This window comes from Brevundimonas sp. AVps7 (assembly GCF_058681545.1).
Genome location: NZ_CM178742.1, coordinates 1,235,254 through 1,253,754, shown reverse-complemented (window position 1 = coordinate 1,253,754; position 18,501 = coordinate 1,235,254). Strand labels below are relative to the sequence as shown.

Annotated in this window: 15 protein-coding genes and 1 tRNA gene; 13 read left to right on the top strand and 3 right to left on the bottom strand. The window is 67.0% G+C overall.

What is annotated here, in order from left to right; genetic code table 11:
- Positions 1–70: 70 nt before the first annotated feature.
- On the top strand, positions 71–1,516 hold the full coding sequence (locus tag ACW17Y_RS06045) for an alpha/beta fold hydrolase (RefSeq protein ID WP_492037867.1): 1,446 nt from the start codon (positions 71–73) through the stop codon (positions 1,514–1,516).
- Here the strand turns inward: ACW17Y_RS06045 and ACW17Y_RS06040 are convergent.
- On the bottom strand, positions 1,513–3,249 hold the full coding sequence (locus ACW17Y_RS06040) for a terminase large subunit domain-containing protein (protein WP_492037866.1): 1,737 nt from the start codon (positions 3,247–3,249) through the stop codon (positions 1,513–1,515). The two genes, ACW17Y_RS06045 and ACW17Y_RS06040, sit on opposite strands and share 4 nt — an antisense overlap.
- A 650-nt stretch (positions 3,250–3,899) precedes the next feature.
- On the opposite strand from ACW17Y_RS06040, the gene ACW17Y_RS06035 reads away from it, so the two are divergent.
- The 5 genes from ACW17Y_RS06035 to ACW17Y_RS06015 all read left to right on the top strand — a co-directional run bounded on the left by ACW17Y_RS06035 (position 3,900) and on the right by ACW17Y_RS06015 (position 9,518).
- Entirely contained in the window at positions 3,900–4,451 is a 552-nt protein-coding gene (locus tag ACW17Y_RS06035; protein ID WP_492037865.1) for an IPTL-CTERM sorting domain-containing protein, read from the top strand.
- A 913-nt stretch (positions 4,452–5,364) separates the two neighbouring features.
- Positions 5,365–6,717, top strand: a complete 1,353-nt coding sequence (locus tag ACW17Y_RS06030) for an IPTL-CTERM sorting domain-containing protein (RefSeq protein WP_492037864.1) — start codon at positions 5,365–5,367, stop codon at positions 6,715–6,717.
- A 242-nt stretch (positions 6,718–6,959) separates the two neighbouring features.
- Positions 6,960–7,844, top strand: a complete 885-nt coding sequence (locus ACW17Y_RS06025) for a hypothetical protein (protein ID WP_492037863.1) — start codon at positions 6,960–6,962, stop codon at positions 7,842–7,844.
- 61 nt (positions 7,845–7,905) lie between these two features.
- Positions 7,906–8,610, top strand: a complete 705-nt coding sequence (locus ACW17Y_RS06020) for an IPTL-CTERM sorting domain-containing protein (protein ID WP_492037862.1) — start codon at positions 7,906–7,908, stop codon at positions 8,608–8,610.
- 341 nt (positions 8,611–8,951) lie between these two features.
- On the top strand, positions 8,952–9,518 hold the full coding sequence (locus ACW17Y_RS06015; protein ID WP_492037861.1) for an IPTL-CTERM sorting domain-containing protein: 567 nt from the start codon (positions 8,952–8,954) through the stop codon (positions 9,516–9,518).
- A gap of 99 nt (positions 9,519–9,617) precedes the next feature.
- On the opposite strand, the gene ACW17Y_RS06010 is transcribed toward ACW17Y_RS06015, so the two are convergent.
- On the bottom strand, positions 9,618–11,198 hold the full coding sequence (locus ACW17Y_RS06010; protein ID WP_492037860.1) for an ATP-binding protein: 1,581 nt from the start codon (positions 11,196–11,198) through the stop codon (positions 9,618–9,620).
- Between the two features lie 51 nt (positions 11,199–11,249).
- Positions 11,250–12,104 (bottom strand): lipoyl(octanoyl) transferase LipB, encoded by an 855-nt coding sequence (gene lipB / locus ACW17Y_RS06005; RefSeq protein ID WP_492037859.1) that lies wholly within the window; start codon positions 12,102–12,104, stop codon positions 11,250–11,252.
- A gap of 76 nt (positions 12,105–12,180) precedes the next feature.
- On the opposite strand from lipB, the gene ACW17Y_RS06000 reads away from it, so the two are divergent.
- The 7 genes from ACW17Y_RS06000 (at position 12,181) to ACW17Y_RS05970 (ending at position 18,322) form a co-directional block, all read left to right on the top strand.
- The gene (locus tag ACW17Y_RS06000) at positions 12,181–12,432 is read left to right on the top strand and encodes a FliM/FliN family flagellar motor switch protein (protein WP_428152438.1); all 252 of its coding nucleotides are present in this window, start codon (positions 12,181–12,183) and stop codon (positions 12,430–12,432) included.
- Positions 12,433–12,474: 42 nt separating this feature from the next.
- Positions 12,475–12,559 (top strand) — tRNA-Leu (locus ACW17Y_RS05995).
- A gap of 65 nt (positions 12,560–12,624) precedes the next feature.
- Positions 12,625–14,028 (top strand): magnesium transporter, encoded by a 1,404-nt coding sequence (gene mgtE, locus ACW17Y_RS05990; RefSeq protein WP_492037858.1) that lies wholly within the window; start codon positions 12,625–12,627, stop codon positions 14,026–14,028.
- Between the two features lie 78 nt (positions 14,029–14,106).
- Positions 14,107–15,615 carry a lysozyme gene (locus ACW17Y_RS05985; RefSeq protein ID WP_492037857.1) on the top strand — a complete coding sequence of 503 codons (1,509 nt, stop codon included), beginning with the start codon at positions 14,107–14,109 and terminating at the stop codon, positions 15,613–15,615.
- Positions 15,616–15,659: 44 nt separating this feature from the next.
- A complete protein-coding gene (locus tag ACW17Y_RS05980; RefSeq protein ID WP_492037856.1) occupies positions 15,660–16,823 on the top strand; it encodes an isovaleryl-CoA dehydrogenase in 1,164 nt (387 codons plus the stop codon).
- Between the two features lie 127 nt (positions 16,824–16,950).
- Complete coding sequence (locus tag ACW17Y_RS05975) at positions 16,951–17,586, top strand: exopolysaccharide biosynthesis protein (RefSeq protein WP_492037855.1); 636 nt, start codon at positions 16,951–16,953, stop codon at positions 17,584–17,586.
- Positions 17,587–17,662: 76 nt separating this feature from the next.
- Positions 17,663–18,322 carry an exopolysaccharide biosynthesis protein gene (locus ACW17Y_RS05970; protein ID WP_492037854.1) on the top strand — a complete coding sequence of 220 codons (660 nt, stop codon included), beginning with the start codon at positions 17,663–17,665 and terminating at the stop codon, positions 18,320–18,322.
- Positions 18,323–18,501 lie beyond the last annotated feature (179 nt).

Below are 18,501 nucleotides of genomic sequence, written 5' to 3'. Positions count from 1 at the left end.
CACCGATCCAGCGGCGCCGTTGACCGAAGCGCTGCTGCACGCCTTTGCGAAAACCGGTTCGACTGTCGCCATGACCCACACATCACTGAACCGCCGCTCCCTCCTCGCCGTCGCCGGCCTGGCCGTCCCCACCCTGGCTCTTCCCTGGAAGGCCCGCGCACAGGAGGAAGCCGGCCCGTTCCGCTTCGCCTCCGGCGACGGTCAGGAGACCGACGCCGAACGCGGCTTCTTCGAGGTTCCCGAGGACCGTCGCCTTCCCGGCTCGCGTCGCATCCGCCTCGGCTATGTGCGGTTCCCCTCGACCTCGCCCAATCCCGGGCCGCCCATCGTCTATCTGGCCGGCGGGCCGGGGGGATCCGGCGTGCGCACCGCCATGGGCCCGCGCTTCCCGATCTTCATGGCCCTGAGAGCGGTGGCCGACGTCATCGCCTTCGATCAGCGCGGCACCGGCCTTTCAGCCCATATTCCTGACCGGGCCAACACCACCCCCTTCCCCGCCATGACCCACGCCGGCGTCACCGCCTGGTATCGCGAGGAGATGCAGAAGGCCTGGGTGGACTGGACCCGCGCCGGCATCGCCATGACCGGCTACAACACCGAACAGAACGCCGACGACATCGAGGACCTGCGCCGCCATCTGGGCGTGGACAAGGTCAATCTGTGGGGCATCAGCTACGGCACCCACCTGGCCCTCTCGGTGCTGAAACGGCATCCGGACTCGATCGGCCGTGTCGCCCTGGCCAGCCTCGAGGGTCAGGACCAGACCATCAAGCGCCCGGCCCACATCGACCTGTTCCTGGACCGCGTGGATCGCCTGATGGGGACGGACCCCGCCGTCCGCGCGGCGATCCCGAACATGCCGGCCCTGATGCGCCGCGTGCACGCGCGGTACGAGGCCGATCCGGCCACGGTGACCTTCGCCGGTGAAAGCGGCCCCCTGGACGTCAGGGTGGGCGGTTTCGGTGTCCAGCTCCTGGCCTCCGGCCTGGTCGCCAATCCGCCGCAGCTGTCCATGCTGCCGGGCCTCTATCTGGCGCTCGACGCGGGCAGGACCGAGGTCCTGGCGCCCCTCTTCCCGCCTCCCCACCGCTTCTTCAACATCGGCGGCATGCCCGAGGCGACCGACCTCGCGTCCGGCATCTCGCCCGAACGCCTGGCGCTCATCACCGAAGAGGCGAAGACGGCGGTTCTGGGCGACGCCTTCAACCTGCCCATGCCGCACCTGCTGGGCGCCATCCCCGGCGCCGATCTGGGCGAAGCCTTCCGCCAGTCGATCCGCATCGACACCCCCGCCCTCCTCGTCGCCGGCTCCCTCGACGGCCGCACGCCCTTGGAGGAACAGGCCGAGGTCATCGCCCAGTTCACGAACAAGTCCCAGGTCCTGGTCGAGAACGCCGGCCACAATGTCTTCGAGGCCCACCCCGAGGTGACGCCCCTGCTGGTCCGCTTCTTCGGCGAACAGCCCGTCGCCGACACGCAGCTGACCCTCCCGCCCCCGTCCTTCCCCCTCTCCTAGAGCCTCCGGATCTTCGGCCCCTCGCCTGCGCCGTTCAGCATCAGTGCTGACACCGCCCACACCAGGGCGTCGGCGCGGTCGAGGGACAGGCCGCCGTCGTCCTCCGCCCCGATGGCCATCAGTTCCTCCTCCAGAGCGTCAAACACCCCCGCGTGCGTCACCCGGCCCTGTTCGTACAGCGACGCCACCGGCTCGGCCCGCGCCCGCTTGCCGACCGAGGCCCGCACGTCGATCACGGGCGTCCCGCAGCCGACCGCCCTGAACACCGCCCGCACCATCTCCCCGCCCTGATTGACCTCGGCCACGATGGAGGTCGCGCCCCAGGCCAGGGCCGCCGCCTTGGCCTGCCGCGCCCAGCCGTCCGGCGACAGTCCCCGCGCCGACCGGTCCGCCAGCACCACCGCCCGCGTCACTCCGTCGATCCGCCGCCGGCCCACCACCACGATGCCGCAGGCGTCCCCGCCCGCCGTCGTCGTCGGGTCCACCCCCACGACCACCCGCTCGAACCCGGCCGGCATCGACGTCTCGCCCTCGCCGCGCCGCACCCCCAGCGTCCCCCAGGGTCGGAAGTCCTCCTCAGCCCGGCAGTCCGCCATCATCACTGCGGTGAACAGGGCCCCGTCGATTTCCACGACCCGCCCCTCCAGCTCCTGCGCCGCCCGCCGCGTCCCGCCGTAACGGGCCGTCAGCTCCTCCAGAAACCCCGGCGACAGATGCGCCGCATTGTCCGCCGTCGTCGCATGGGTGGTCACGCACGAAGCCTCGTCCCGCAACCGGACCAGCGCCCGCGTCGGCCGGGGCGTCGTCGTCACCACCAGCCTCGGCCGCTCGCCCAGCCTCAACCCCATCCTCAAAAGGGCCAGGGTCTCCCCCGCCCCCCGCGCCCCCGACGCCGGCCAGGCGCAGAACTCGTCCGCCCAGGCCGCCGAGAACTGCGGCCCTCTCAGACTGTCCGGATCCTCGGCCGAAAAGGTCTGCGCCACCGCTCCGTTCGAAAACAGCAACCGCCTCCGCGACGCCTCGAACCGGGGCCGGTCCGCCCGCGACCAGCGCGCCAGCGACCGGATCCCCGACACCCCCTCGATCATGACCTCGCGCACGTCGTGCAGGGTCGGCCCGATCAGCGCCAGCCGGCCTCCGGAGGCCTCCATCGCCCGATCGCTCAGCCACATGGCCCCGGCCAGGGTCTTGCCCGCCCCGCGCCCGCCCAGGAAGAGCCAGGTCGCCCAGTCGCCCCCGTCGGGAAGCTTGTCGGGCGCTCTCTGCGCCGTCCTCAGTTCCACCGGCGCCGACGCGATCTCTTCCGCCTCATCCTCCGGCGGCGCCCCGACCCAGCGCACCTTCGGCTTGCGCCACCCGCGCTCCATCAGGTCCAGCACCCCCTTGCCCAGGGTCATCAGCCCCCGCCCATCGGCCCACCGCTTCTCAGCGATCGCGTCGGACACGCTGTCCAGCACCGCCTCGCGCGCCGCGTCGGGATCGCGCCGGTCGAACACCAGGGCGAGGTCGCGACAGCTCATCCGCACCGACCCGTCCGCCTGAAACTCGGCCACCGCCGGCGCCGGCCCCTTGGCCAGACGCACCGCGTCCGCCCGGTCCTTCTTGCGCATCTCCAGCACGCAGGCGTTGCGATGGATGGTGGTCGGCCGGACCCCGTACTCGGCCGCCAGCGCGCCGATCGGCTCTCCGGCCAGCCACCGGTCCAGCAGATCATGCCACGCCTTCGGGCTCATCCCCGACCGGCTCTGAGCCAGAGGCCGGTCGTCGTTCCTGTCGTGCAATTTCCCCATGCCCACAGTATCGGGGCGCCGCGAACCAGGGCGCGCATAAAGCCTCTATTTAGAGCCGGGCCTTGAAATCATTGGGGTCCTGGGTCGATCCGTTGATGGGTATCGGCCGATACGCGGCGCCGCGACGTCATCCTGGCAGGCGGAAGCCCGATTATCGAACCGGGGCGTGGTTCGAGAGCCGGGAACTCGACCATGCGTCTCAAAGTGAGGGCGCGGGGCCCGACAGGTCTTGTCGAAGAGCATTGCGCCGAGGTTAACCGCCGGAGTGCGCCACGACATGGCGATGCGGTCGCCTATGACGGCGGACCAGGGGACGGGAATGGCGAAGAGCGCGAAACGAGCGGCAGCGCCGGGCGCGGCGGCCTGCGTGAGGGCGACCCCGGCAAAACCGGCTCTGACCCAGGCGGTATGCTCAGGGGTGGGGCAGACGTTCACGGCCGGCGTTGCGGAGGGGCAAAGCCCTCTGGGAACTTCAGGTGTCCGCTGTTCGGTGTGGTCGTGAAAACCGCTTTTCGCTTCGGAGCCCGGGGACGTTTTCGACCCCTGGCGGACGTTCCTGGCAAGCTATCTCGCTAGAAAAATAGGGAATTTTCATGATCAGATCAATTTGCGCGGCGACCACCGCTCTGGGCGTGTTGGCCTTCGCCAGCGCCAGTGCGGCTCAGGTTCAGTCGGATTTGTCCTTCACGACCACAGGCGCCAGCCCGACGATCGCGGCGATCTACTCCAATGGTCAGCCCTGCGCCGTAAACGCGAGTGTCGCGCACGCCGTCGAAACCCAGGTCGTGACAGTGACCACGACAGGCGCATACACAGCTAACGATCGCTCGGCGCGTGACGGCGGCTTCGCGATCTACAACGGCGCCTTCAATCCGGCGAGTCCGGCCACAAACTGCGTGGCGTCCGCGGACGACGGCGCCAGCTGGACCCTCACCGCAGGAACCTATACTTTGGTGGGAGGCCCATGGGCTAGCACAAGTCCAAACGGAATCTACGCCGTTCGATTGACCGGACCGGGGGCCGTGACCGTAACCGTAGGCGCTGCAGCGGTGCCGACCCTGTCCGAATGGGCGATGATCCTGTTTGGTACGATCCTGGCGGGCGGAGCTGCGCTCTACATCCAGCGGCGTCGGTTCATCGCGTAAAGCACATCAAATTACCGGTGACCGGCCTCGCTGGAGACGGCGGCGACGTTTGCATGTCCGCCTCCCCCCCTTTGCGGCTGTTGGTCAGGTCCGTTGTGCGGTCGGGGCCGCGAGGTCCGCTTTCGGCGGCAGCTCCAATGACCGTTCCCGACCCAATGGAAACGTTGAGAGGGTCCGTAGTCCGGATTTCGGGGCGAAATCTCCTGTCCGGCTGAGGCACTGACCGCCTTCGATCGGGTCTCGTCAGGTCCTCGGGCGGGCCATGATATGTGCGATGACTTCGGCGACCTGCGCGGGCAGATAAGGTTTCCGGATCACCGGGGTGTCCGCATTGACCTCGCTGCTGGTCACAAAGCCGGTCGCGTAAACGAAGGGTATGCCCCGCTCGCGCAGCTTGTCGGCTACAGCGCCATTCCCGATGCGTCCGGCAGTGGCCTGAATGACGAAAGCCCGCCCCCTTTCAGGGGCGGGCCGCTCAACCGTTGGCAGGTTTGAACAGTGCGGGATGAACCCAACACCGTCGTATTAACCAATGCCGGCTGGGGCTGTTCCTGTGCGCGGTGACCGACGTTCGGCTGAACGAGCGAAGATCCTGCAGCATTCAGGCGGCGCCCCGAACAGATCCGCACGTTTTGCGCTTGCGGGGCGTCCGTCGAATGTCCGCTATCGGTCATCAGGCTAGTGACCGAACGCGATCCGTTGCCGGCCATCCCTACGATCTCTGCTGCCGGCCCACAGGCAGCGCCGATCAAAGCGTCCCAAAAGTGTCCAGTGGAAGACATTGGACCAGCTGATAAGCGTCACCGCTGCGCCAGGCACGAACCTGGTTCGGTCAGTGCGAGGTGACGGAGTGTTTCAAGTGATTCGAGCGGCCTCGTGCGACCGGGTCCGTGCGTGGGGTTGTTCCGGGGTCTTGCGGCGGCTGGCCATCGCGCTTGCGTTCAGCCTCCTCGCCCTCCCGGCGGCGGCCCAGACGTGGACGCCGACGCCGGACCTGACCGGCCCCGGCAGCTCATACATCCCGCAGGCGATCACTGATAGCACGGGGGTCGTCACCGCTGTCTGGACCGGGAACGACGGATCAAGCGATCGCATCAGGGCCTCGCGCCTATCCGGGGGGCGGTGGAGTGCGCTCGCCGAACTGTCGCCTGCCGGTGGGAATGCGTCCGCGGCTCAGGTGACGGTTGACGGTGCAAACGTGGTCACCGCCGTCTGGCACCGGTTTAATGGAGCGGAATCTGTCATTCAGGCCTCGCGCTTTGCCGCGGGCGCCTGGAGCCCGCCGGTCGACCTCTCCTCCGCTGGCGAAAGCGCGGAATTTCCCCAGGTCGCGGTGGACGGCGCCGGCGTCGTCACCGCTGTCTGGCAGCGGTTCAATGGAGCGGAATATGTCATTCAGGCCTCGCGCTTTGCCGCGGGGGCCTGGAGCGCTCCTGTCGATCTGTCACTCGTCGGCCAGCACGCCTACGACGCCCAGGTGACGGTGACTGACGCGGGCGTCGCTACCGTGGTCTGGCGGCGGAGCAACGGAGCGCAACCTGTCATCCAGGCGTCCCGCTTTTCCGCGGGGGCCTGGAGCGCGCCTGTCGATGTGTCCCTCTCCGGTGGGGAAGCAAGCGCTGCTCAGGTCGAGGTGGACGGCGCGGGCGTCGTCACCGCCGTCTGGATGCGGTTCAACGGAGCCCAATGGGTCGTACAGGCATCCCGCTTTAGCGGATCGACCTGGAGCGCCCCGGTCAATCTGTCCGCTGCAGGCGCGTCGGCGACTGAGCCTCAGCTGATCGTGGACGGCTCGAATGTCGTCACCGCCGTCTGGACCCGGGACAACAGTGTCGTGCAGGCTTCGCGCTTTACCGGGGCCGCCTGGAGCGCCCCGTCTGATATTTCAGGCAGCGGCGAGGCCGTACAAGGCCCGCAGGTGAAGGTGGATAGCTCGGGCGTCGTCACCGCCCTCTGGCGACGCCAGTCCGACGGCGTGAACTATGTCGTTCAGGCGTCACGTTTTTCGGCTTCGGCCTGGAGCCCCCCGGTCGATCTGTCCCTCACTGGTGTGAGCGCAAGCAACCAACAGCACACGGTGAGCAGCGCGGGCGTCGTCACCGCCATCTGGGATCGCGGTTTGGCCATCCAGGCCTCACGCCTTGTCCCTCCCGTCGTTGTCGCGGCCCCCGTCCCCACCCTGTCCGAATGGGCGATGATCCTGTTCGGCACGCTCCTCGCCGGCGGCGCGGCGCTCTACATCCAGCGCCGGCGCGTCGCGGCCTGACACCCAACTCACTTACGAGGGCCTCGACCGGCGACGGTCGAGGCCCTTCTCATGTCTGCTTTGCGCCCTGGAGCCGGAATCCGCTGCCGACCCATTGCAGACGCTTGTTCAGGCACCCGTTTCGCGCCGCGAGCGAGGCGCGACTGATCCGTGCTCTAAGACGTTGACGCGGAGCCAGAAATCGCAATGTTCCGCAGTCCCGCTTCGGACCCATTGGTCCACCTGTAACAAAAGTACCGTGAGTGGCTTTTCCAGACAGTTCCGTCGACACGCCGTTCCTTGAGTATCGCCAGGCGATCCGGCTGCTTAACGAGTTCCAGTTCTTCACCGGAAACGTGCTGATCCCCACCGTCGGATTGCGGTTCGATCGATCTGTGCCCGCTCTGATGCTGTTGCGGGCGGACCGCCTCGGAAATCAGCCCCGCGGCGTCAGCATAAGCAGTCTTGCCGCTTCGTTCAGGCACCCGCGCGAAACGATCCGGCGAGCGATGCTCGATCTTCAGGCCGTGGGCCTGGTCGAGCGTGCGGAGGAGGGCTGGCGCCTTTCACGGTCGAGGGGTTCGGCGGAGTTGCGTGAGGAGCTGTCCAGCGAGATCCTGCGCCATTTCGGCCATTTCATCGAAGGGCTGGGGCCGACGGGCGTTTTGCCACGGCATGATGTCGGCAAGGCCTCCCCGGACGCCCGGCTGATCGCAGCGCTGGATATCTATCTCTCGATCTTCGACTTCAACATGCTGTCGTTAAGAGAGTGTCGGGAGCTCTACCTGCTCGTCGGGATCTCCATCGTGGAGATGTCTCGCGTGACCCACTGCCGCGAACTCGCCAACCGCTATTCCTTACCGGACACCCTGCCTCCCGCCTCGCTCACATTGCCGGTCACGCTCAAACAGGTCGCAAGCTGGCACGGATTTCCCGCGTCATCGGTCTGGCGGTCCCTAAGACTGCTGGAGCAGAGGGGCGCATTGAAACGGGACGGCGCGGGGTATCGTATCGGTGACGCATTCACCGCCACGCCGGAGGCCCGCCGATGGGCCGTTCCCATGCTGCAATACGTCAGACGGCGTTTGGCCGACTGCGGCGGTTTAAGCACGCGTCGCCACGCGTTAGCGCATTGTTTTAACGAATAATTTTCACCGTGGGGCACTGGAACTCTTCACGGCGGTATCTCTAGATGACATCGAGACCGGCTTGTCGGCACGCGCCGTCACCCGCCATCGAGTTGGAAACATGAAAAAAACATCGCTGCTTGTCGCCGCTGTTCTGTCGCTTGCCGCCACTTCGGCCTTCGCCCAGATCACGCCCCCCGAGGCGCTGACAGTGACCCAGAGTTCGACCGTCCCGGGCACGCCTTCGACCTTCAGCACGCGGTTGACCTCGGTCGTGCCGACCTATTCGTCAAGCGGCAACCCGGTGACTGGCGCCTACTTCGACATCATCATCCCCGACAGCTACACGGTCCCGACCATCACCCCGGCGATCTGCGCCACCATCGCAATCACCATTGCGCCGGCGGCGCCCATTGCACCCCAAAGTTGCGGAAAGCAGGCTGTCACATCGGCGACTTCAGTGGCCTCGCCATTGCCCGCCTTTCCCAACGCCTCGACCAAGATCTTCCTTCTGCTGCCGGCCGTTTCGGTCCCCCAGAACAGCGTCATAACCGTGGCCTTCCCGAGCGGCGTCGTCACTGCAAGCACCGCCGGCACCAAAGCCATCCGCGTCGATCAGACAGATAACGCTAGCAACCCGATCGGCCTCCAGCGGTCGGAAGGCACAATCGCGATCACGCCGCCCACCCCCGTCCCCACGCTGTCGGAATGGGCCATGATCCTCTTCGGAACGATCCTGGCGGGCGGCGCCGCCCTCTACATCCAGCGCCGCCGTCTGATCGCCTGACCTGTCGGTTTCGACGTTCTCAAAGCGGCCCCGCTGGCGACGGTGGGGCCGTTTGCAGGTTCGCTTCCCACTCATCTCGGTCATTCAGCAGGTCCGCTCCTTGTCCAAGGCGGCAACGTCTGCTTTTCGGCTCTAGGGCAAGGTCTGCTTTCGACCCTAACCAGACGTTAGGAGCGTCCGGGTGATGGGCGAGAGTGGGGCATCGCTAGCGCAGGGCGCTCCACCCTGCCCTCTGGCAGGAGAGGCCACTGTTCTCCGGCATCGCCATAGTCCTGATTGTGTTCTATTTTACAGCGGGCTACCGCTTTCGCCACAAGATCGATATCTGTTGGGGGCTTTGCGTGAAGATCAGTCTTAGTGTGTTGGCGAGCGTCGCGGTTCTGACCTGTGCGGGGCCTGTTTTGGCGCAGTCGATTTCAGTGCCCCTAACGGGTGCCAGTCCGCGGGCGACCTTTCCGAAATTCCGGAACGGTCACGCGAACTGTGCGGTCAACACCCCACAGCTTCGCTCCTATGAACTGAGAACGCTGACGGTCGGCACGACGGGGAATTATACGTTCGAGGACACCGGCACTGGCGACGCGATCCTGGGTATCTACAACGGATCTTTCAATGCGGCTGATCCGACGCTGAACTGCGTGATTGGGGTGGACGACGGCGACAGGAATCCCCCCAACGGCAGCGATGTAACGCTGAACGCAGGGACCTATACGGTGATGTTCGGCAACTTCAGTGACACCACCGCAATGACGGCCACCTACGCTTATACCGGTCCGGGCGTCCTTTCCGTGGGGCCGCTGGCCGTGTCGGCGGTGCCCACCATGTCCGAATGGGCGATGATTCTATTCGGCCTGATCCTGGCGGGCGGGGCGGCGATGATCATCCAGCGGCGTAAGCTGACCGCCTAAACGGTCCTACGAACTCTACGGCTCCGCTGGCGACCGCGGGGCCGATTGTATGTCCGCTTTCCACCCATTGCTGACTTTCGCGCCGTCCGCTCTTCGCCCCTAATCCACCACCGCCTGGGCGATTCCGGCGAGCAGGCTCGCCGCCGTCACCGGCTTGGCGACGTGCAAATCCGCCCCCGCCGCCAACGCCTCATACCTGTGCTCGGCCATGGCGTTGGCGCTCAGCATGATGATCGGGGTGCGCGCCCCGCCCTGCTCGGCCAGACGGATTTCGCGGGTGGCGGTCAGGCCGTCCATGACCGGCATCTGCATGTCCATCAGGATGACGTCGAACCGCGACCGGGCGACGGCCTCCACGGCCAAGGCGCCGTTCTCGACGGTGACGACCTCCGCCCCCGCCGAGCCCAGGATCAGCTGGACGACGCGCTGGTTGGTCGGATGATCCTCGGCCAGCAGGATGCGCAGCGAGCGCTCCGGCATGAAGATCGGGGCCGGTCCCATCTCGGACGGCGCGGCCAGGCCGTCATACTCCTCCAGCGCCACCACCCTCTGCAACGGCAGGGTCAGGGTGAAGGTCGAGCCCTCCCCCGGACAGGACCGCGCCTCGACCACCCCGCCCATCAGCTCGGCCAGCGACCGGCAGATCGACAGGCCAAGGCCCGTACCGCCGAACCGACGGGTGATGGAGGTGTCGGCCTGGTTGAACCGCTGGAACAGGGTCGCGCCCGTGGCGGCGTCGAAGCCCACCCCGGTGTCTGACACGGCGAGGGTCAGGACGCCCTCGCCCACCTCGTCGCCGCTGACGTCCCAGTCGACGGTGACCGTGCCCTCGGAGGTGAACTTGACCGCGTTGGACAACAGGTTGTTGACGATCTGGCCGATCCGGGTGCTGTCGCCCATGAAGACGCCGCGCGCGCCCGAGCCCTGACGCTCCTCGAACTGCAGCCCCTTTTCGGCGGCGCGACTGTGGGACAGGTCGATGATCCCGGCCAGGGCCTCGCCTAGGTCGAACTGGCGGGATTCGAAGTCCAGCCGCCCGGCCTCGATCTTGGATACGTCGAGGATGTCGGAGACCAGCCGCTCCAGCGTCACCCCGGCCCCCTGGATCAGATCGACCATCTCGCGCTGTTCGGGGTTCAGCTCGGTGCGACGCAGGGAATCGACGATGCCGATGACCCCGTTCAGGGGTGTGCGGATCTCGTGGCTCATATTGGCCAGGAAGTCGGTCTTGGCCCGGCTGGCCGCCTCGGCCGCCGCCTTCGCGTCGTTGAGGGCCTGTTCCGCCGCGACCCGGTCGGTCACGTCGCGCGCCACGCCATAGATGCGGTCGCCGGACCGGTGGGCCCGCCATTCCAGGGTGCGGTACGAGCCGTCACGATGCCGGTATCGGTTGATCTGGCCCAGGATCGCGTCGCCGGGCCGGCGGGTCTCGACCTCGACCACGCTCATAAGCGTCCCTGGCATGTCGTCGGGATGGACGAGCCCCAGCAGGGGTGTCCCCTCCAGCTCCTCGGCGCGCCAGCCCAGATGGGTCTCCCATGAGCGGCTGACCTTCAGGACGATGCCGTCCAGATCGCGGATGACCAGCATGTCCAGGGTGACGTCGAAGAAGGTCGACAGGTCGGCGTGGTCCACCAAGGCCGGAGCCTCGCGCCTCTGCGCCGTTGCCGTTCCGTCCATCCCACGCACCCTCTACTCAACCTGACGTTCGAAACCGTACACTCCAAGCTGTTAAGCCGGTATTTCGTCCGGCGAAGAATTTCGGACTGCGCCAAAAACACGCACGAAGCTGGCCTTCAGGGCGGCGTCGGCGTCCTCCATCGTCGCCGTGACGCCCAGATCCAGCAAACTCGTCACCCCGTGCTCGGTGATGCCGCACGGCACGATGCCGCCGAAATGATCCAGATCCGGTTCGACGTTCAGGCTGACGCCGTGGAAGCTGACCCATTTGCGGACCTTGACCCCGATGGCGGCGATCTTGTCTTCTCTCCCCCCGCTCGCGGGGGGAGTGTCGGCGAAGCCGACGAGGGGGGGGCGGGACCAGCCTTCTTTTGTCATCCCGGAAGCCGCCCCTGGGGGGCTATCCGGGACGGGCCCTGTCGTCATCCTCCGGCCGAGCGGAGCTCGGACCGGGGGACGCTCCACCCAGACCCCGACCCGGCCCTCGCGCACATCGGCCTCGACGCCGAATTCACCGAGCGCCCCGATCAGCCAGTCCTCCAGCCCGCGCACGAAGCCGCGCACGTCCTTTCCCCGGTGGTTCAGGTTCAGCATGACATAGGCCACCCGCTGGCCCGGCCCGTGATAGGTGAACTGCCCGCCCCGCCCCGTCCGGTGCACCGGGAACCGTCCGGCGTCGATCAGGTCGTCGTCCTTGGCCGACACCCCCGCCGTGTAGAGGGGCGGATGCTCCAGCAGCCAGACCCGCTCCGGAGCCTCTCCGGCCGCGATCAGGGCCACACGGGCCTCCATTTCCGCGACCGCGTCCTCATAGGGAACATAGCCGGGCGCAGTGACCCATTCGACGGCGCGGCCGTCGGGGCGAATCAGCGGGGAAACGGCGGCGCTTAACGGCTCGGCAAGCATGATGGCCTCAATGTGAGGGCGAGGGCCGCCAATGCAAGTTTCGCCGCCAGTACCCTCCAGCGTATCCGGAGATCCCTTGAGCCAGATTGAAGCCGTCGACGTCGAGCTGTCCGTCGTCCTGGGGCGCTCGGTGCTGCCCATGTCCCAGCTGCTGAAGATGGGGCGCGGCGCGGTAATTCCGCTCGACGCCTCGGAACATGACGAGGTCTGGATCCTGGCCAACAACCACCCGGTGGCCCGCGGCCAGATCGAAATTCGCGACGACCGGATCGCCATCACCGTGACCCGCCCCGCCGACGTCTACGACTTCATGGCGGGAGCGGCCTAGACGGCGCTATCTCTCTCCGCTATCAGCCCCCCTCCGATGCGAGCGGTCGTGGCGGAATTGGTAGACGCGCAGCGTTGAGGTCGCTGTGGGGCAACCCGTGGAAGTTCGAGTCTTCTCGACCGCACCATCAGACTAGGGAATAAGAATTCGGCGCTACCAGGCTGATTCACATCGAGAGAGGGAGGCCCCCGCGTGAGCGAACGACCCGCCACTCTCGATCCCGACGTCAACGAAGACCACGAGGCGCTGGACGAGGACTATGTCCTGACGGCGTCCTTCGTGGAGAAGGTGGTCGACGCCGCCGACGACGGCGACGGGATGCGCTTGCGCTCCCTGCTGGAAGACCTGCACCCCGCCGACGTCGCCGACCTGATGGGCTTCCTGACGGCCGAGCATCGCGGCGTCGTGGTCCTGTGGCTCCCGCCCGAACTGCTGGCCGAGACCCTGCCCGAGCTCGACGACGGTATCCGCGAGGAGGTGCTGGAACGTGTCGCCCCGGGCACCTTGGCCGAGGCGCTCCAGGAACTGGATTCCGACGACGCCGCCGCCGTGGTCGAGGACCTCGAGGACGACCAGCGCGAGAAGGTGCTGGCCGCCATGCCCGCGACCGACCGCGCCGCCATCGAGAACTCGCTGGGCTATGCGGAAGACACCGCCGGCCGTCTGATGCAGCGCGAGGTCATGGCCGCGCCCCTGTTCTGGAGCGTCGGCGACACCATCGACCACGTCCGGGCCCAGGGCGAGGACCTGCCGGAGCTGTTCTTCGACATCTATGTCGTCGATCCGCACAACAAACCGGTCGGCGGCATACCGATCAGTGGCCTGCTGCGCGCCGCCCGGACGGTCAAGCTAGCGGACCTGATGGAGCCGGTGAACGCCATCGCCTCCGACACCGATCAGGAAGAAGTCGCCTACATCTTCGAGAAATACCACCTGATCTCGGCCCCGGTCATTGATGCGGCGGGCCGGCTGGTTGGCCAGATCACCGTCGATGACATCGTCAACATCATCCAGGAGGAGAACCGCGAGGACATCCTCCGCCTGGCCGGCGTGTCCGACGAGAGCCGGGGCGCGGGCGTCTTTGGCGTGGTGCGCTCCCGCATCCCCTGGCTGGTGGTGAACCTCGGCACCGCCTTGTTCGCGTCGGGCGTCATCGGCCTGTTCAAGAACGAGATCGAGGCCCTGGTCGCCCTGGCCATCCTGATGCCGGTCGTCGCCTCGATCGGCGGCAATTCCGGCACACAGGCCCTGACTGTCGCCGTGCGGTCGCTGGCGTCGAGAGAGCTGACGTCGGCCAACTTCCCGCGCATCCTGGGGCGGGAGGTCACAGTGGGCCTGTTCAATGGCGTGACCATAGGCTGCCTGCTGGCCGTCGTCGCTTGGATCTGGTTCCGCGAGCCGCTGCTGTCCCTGACCATTGGCCTGGCGGTGCTGATCAACCTCGTCGCGGCCTCCCTGGCCGGGACCCTGGTGCCGATCATCCTTGACCGTCTGGACCGCGACCCCGCGGTTGCCTCGCCCGTCTTCGTGACCTGGATCACCGATACGGTCGGATTCCTGTCCTTCCTCGGACTCGCCGGCGTCATCCTGTTGTAAGGACGACGTCGAACGGCGCGACCCTTGCTCCCTCTCCTGTGGGGCGAACGCGCCCTGTCTCGATTTGGGTCAAATCCGGTGTCCGACGCGTCCAGGCAAAATCTGAAGGTCTCCCGCGAGGGGATCGTGCTGATCAAGAGCTTCGAGGGTTTCAGGCCCCGGGCGATCCCGCGCGAGGACGGCGGCTGGATCATCGGCTACGGCCACACCCTGTCCGCCCGCGAGGGAGCCACGGTCTCGGAAGCCGACGCCGAGCTGCTGCTCCGGTACGACCTTCTGCCGGTGGAGAAAACGGTAAACCAAACCGTCCCCGAGCCTCTGAATCAGCACCAATTTGACGCCCTGGTCAGCTTCGCCTTCTCCGTGGGCGTCGACCGCTTCGCCGGTTCCGACGTCCGCCAGCGCCTGAACGCGGGTTCGCCCGGAGAGGCCGCCGACGCCATGATGGGCTGGCCTGAGCCCGCCCTGCCCGAAACCGCCCTGCGCCGACGCGCCGCCGAGCGCGCCCTGTTCGTCGCCAATCCCCTGGCGCCGGTCGCCCTGTCCGATCTGCTGTCCGCTCCCCTGCCCCCACCCGCCGTCAGCGCGCCACCGGCAGAGGTCGAGGTCAAGATTACGTTCGAAACCGTGCCGGGGCCGGACACCGTTCCCGCGGCCACCACGGAGGTCGCCGACCCGATCGACCCGCGCAGCGCCGCTGTCGCCGCCCTCTTGGGCGAAACGACCGCCCGTCTCGTACAGGCCGAAGCGCCGCCCGCGCCCTCCAACGACAACCCTCCGGCCGAAGACCTGTCAGGGACGGAGGCCGTCGCGCCGGAATCCGCTGATGAGCCTTCGCGCGACGAACCACAGGTCACCGAAACGGGCGCCGAGTTCCCGACCGAGACCGAAGCAGACATCGCTCGGGAGCTGACGATCGCTCCCGCGCCGGTCATCGATCCCGTCGTCCTGAGCGCAAGCCGGTATGCACCCTACAGCTCGGTGATGGTCGGCCCTCTGCCCTTCCTGCAACCGGCGACGCCACGGGAAACGCCTGTCGCACCCGAGGTCCGCGCGATCGACCGCTCGGTCATCGAACTCACCCCGCCCGAGGTCGTCGAGACCGCACCGGAAGAGGATCAACCCGCGCCCCTCGTCGGCGAGATTGCGGCGGCCGATGTCGAGGCCGTCATCGATCCCGCGCCGGTCGCCGAACTGGTCCTGACTCCGCTGGACGACGCGCCTGAGCCCGCCGTGGAGCGCCCGCTGTGGACGCCCGAGGAACGCGACGCACCCGACGCCTCCGAGAATAGTCTGTTCGGCGAGGATCTCTCCCTGACCCAGGGAGGTTCAATCCTGCGCAACGACATCGAGTTCGAGCCGCCCGCCCGCTTCGACTGGAGCGAGACCGGTCCCTTCATCTTCATGGGCGGTGTGGGCCTGGTATCCTTCGGCGCCTCGATGGCGGCCTTCCGTCGAGCGGCGGAACAGTCCGGCGGCAATGAGCTGACGCTGATCGGCTGGGTCCTGGCCCTGATTGGCCTGGCATGCGTCGGGGTGTCGTCGATCAACCTCTACCGTCGCTTCGGTCTGCCTGGAGGGGACTGACCCCCTCTCCCCAGCCACGTCTGGATCGTGCTACCCCGCTCGTCATGAGCATTCCGAACGCACCCCAATCGATGGAATTCGGCCTCGGCGAGAACGCCGACATGATCCGCGAGACCACCGCCCGCTGGGCCGCAGACCGTCTGGCGCCCCGCGCCGCCGGGATCGACGAGACCAACACCTTCGCCCGCGACCTGTGGCCCGAGATGGGCGAGTTGGGCCTGCACGGCATCACCGTCCCCGAAGAGGACGGCGGTCTCGGCATGGGCTACCTCGAGCACGTCGTGGCCATGGAGGAAGTCTCCCGCGCCTCCGCCTCGATCGGTCTGAGCTACGGGGCCCACTCCAACCTGTGCGTCAACCAGATCCGCCGCTGGGGCAATGCCGAGCAGAAGGCGAAATACCTGCCCAGGCTGATCTCCGGCGAACATCTGGGGTCGCTGGCCATGTCCGAGGCCGGCTCCGGGTCCGACGTCATGTCGATGCGCACCCGGGCGGAAAAGAAGGGCGACCGCTACGTCCTGAACGGGACCAAGTTCTGGATCACCAACTCCCCGACCGCCGACACTCTTGTCGTCTACGCCCGCACCGGAGAGGGCAACGGCGGCGTCACCACCTTCCTGATCGAGAAGGGGATGAAGGGTTTCAGCGTCTCGAAGAAGCTGGACAAGATGGGCATGCGAGGCTCCGACACCGCCGAACTGGTGTTCGAGGACTGCGAGGTCCCGGAAGAGAACGTCATGGGCCCGTTCGGCGGCGGCGCCGGAATTCTGATGAGCGGTCTGGACTATGAGCGCGCCGTCCTGGCGGGCGGACCTCTGGGAATCATGCAGGCGGCGCTGGACGTTGTCCTGCCCTACGTCCGCGAGCGCAAACAGTTCGGCAAGGCCATCGGCTCCTTCCAGCTGATGCAGGCCAAGGTCGCCGACATGTATGTCGCCCTGAACTCGGCCCGGACCTACGTCTACGCCGTAGCCAAGGCCTGCGACGCCGGCAAGACCACCCGCTATGACGCGGCCGGCGCCATCCTCCTGGCCTCGGAGAATGCCGTGAAGGTCTCTCTGGAAGCCGTCCAGGCCCTGGGCGGCGCCGGTTACACCAAGGAATGGCCGGTGGAACGGCTGGTCCGCGACGCCAAACTCTACGACATCGGCGCGGGCACCAACGAGATCAGGCGGTTCCTGATCGGGCGGGAGTTGCTGGGGTCCTAGGAACCGACCGGCCCATCTCCGGTTTCCTTCGGCTGAGGAGCCTGTGATGCACTCCAGGTCCGCATTCCGGCATAAGGCAGCGATTGACCCGCTCGAAACCGTCGCCTTCGGGCCATAGGGTCGCTCCATGAGCCTGACGGAGACCTCGACCGGTCGTCCTCTCCGCTTCTCCGACACCCTCGAGCGGCTGGGCGCGCATGGCGGTCAGAAGCTGTTCCTCGCCGAGGTCGTCGAGGCGTTCGGCGAGCGGGCGTTCGGCGCGGTCATGCTGCTGTTCGCCATCGTCAACATGCTGCCCTGGCCGCCCGGCGGCACGACCCTGACCGGCGCGCCCCTGCTGTTCCTGTCGGCCGAACTGGCCTGGGGTCGCGACAGCCTGTGGCTGCCCCGATGGCTGGCCCATGCCTCGGTGAAGCGAGAGACTTTCCGCACCCTCAGCGGCCGGCTGATGAAGATCATCCGCTTGTCTGAGGCCTTGTCCCGGCCGCGCCTGTATTTCCTGACCGGCCGCCTGGGTCAGGGCCTGATCGGCCTCGCCTGCCTGTGCCTTTCCGCCATCCTCGTCCTGCCGGTCTTCGGCGGAAATCTGATCCCCGCCGTGGCGATCGGCTTCTTCTCGCTGGGCGTGATGCAGCGTGACGGCCTGGCGGTGCTGCTGGGCTGGGTCATGACCGGCGTGACCGTCGCGGTCCTGTTCCTCGCCTGGCATCTGGTCCTCGGCGGCTTCCGCGCGGGATCCGACTGGTTCGGTCAGGTTTTCTAGTTCTGTAGGAATGTTAAGTGGCGGCGGCTCAACCTGCGGCCTAGATCGTCGTCATCCCTCGCCGAGGCCGTTTCTGATGCCCGACTACGACTATCAGGGCGACCACAGGCCCTTCTCCCAGGTGCTCGACGACATCGGCGGGAAGGACGACCCGAAGCTTTACCTCGGCGAACTGGTGAATGCGTTCGGAGAGCGCGGCTTCGGCGCCCTGATGGTGTTCTTCGGCCTGATCAACGCCATCGCCTCGCCGATCCCCGGTTCGACGACCGTCCTGGGCGCACCGTTGCTGCTGATCTGCCTGCAACTGCTGATCCGCCGCGACCAGCTGTGGATGCCGAAATGGGCGCTGAGCTCAAGCCTGCCGCGCGACAACTACCGCGCCACCATCGACAAGGTGCGCAAGCCTCTGCTGTTCGTCGAGAAACTGTCCAAACCGCGCGTCAGCATCATGAGCAGCGAGGTCGCGGAGGTCCTGATCGGCCTTGTCACAACCCTGCTGACCGTCATCGTCATGCTGCCGATCTTCGGCGGCAACCTGTTCCCCTCCCTGTTCGTGGCCCTGTTCGGCTTCGGCCTGATGCAGCGCGACGGCGTCCTGATCGGCCTGGCATGGTTCGGCGTCGCCGGTTTCTGCGTCTTCGTCTGGGCCGCCTGGGCGCTGATCTCCAGCCTCTTCCTCGCCAGCGCCGGCTGGTTCGTGGGCGCCTGGCACTGGATCCAGGGGCTGTTCAGCTAACCCGCGCTCAACCAGCGAGCGGCCGCGTCGCTCACGTCAGCCCCCCAAAAAGCCCAACAAAAAGGCCCGCCGGATTTCTCCGGCGGGCCTCATTGTCTGACCGCGCACGGTCTGACCGACACTCAGCCTGAAAGGATCAGGCCCGGACCTCGCGAGAGGACCAAGCTTCGGTCACCATA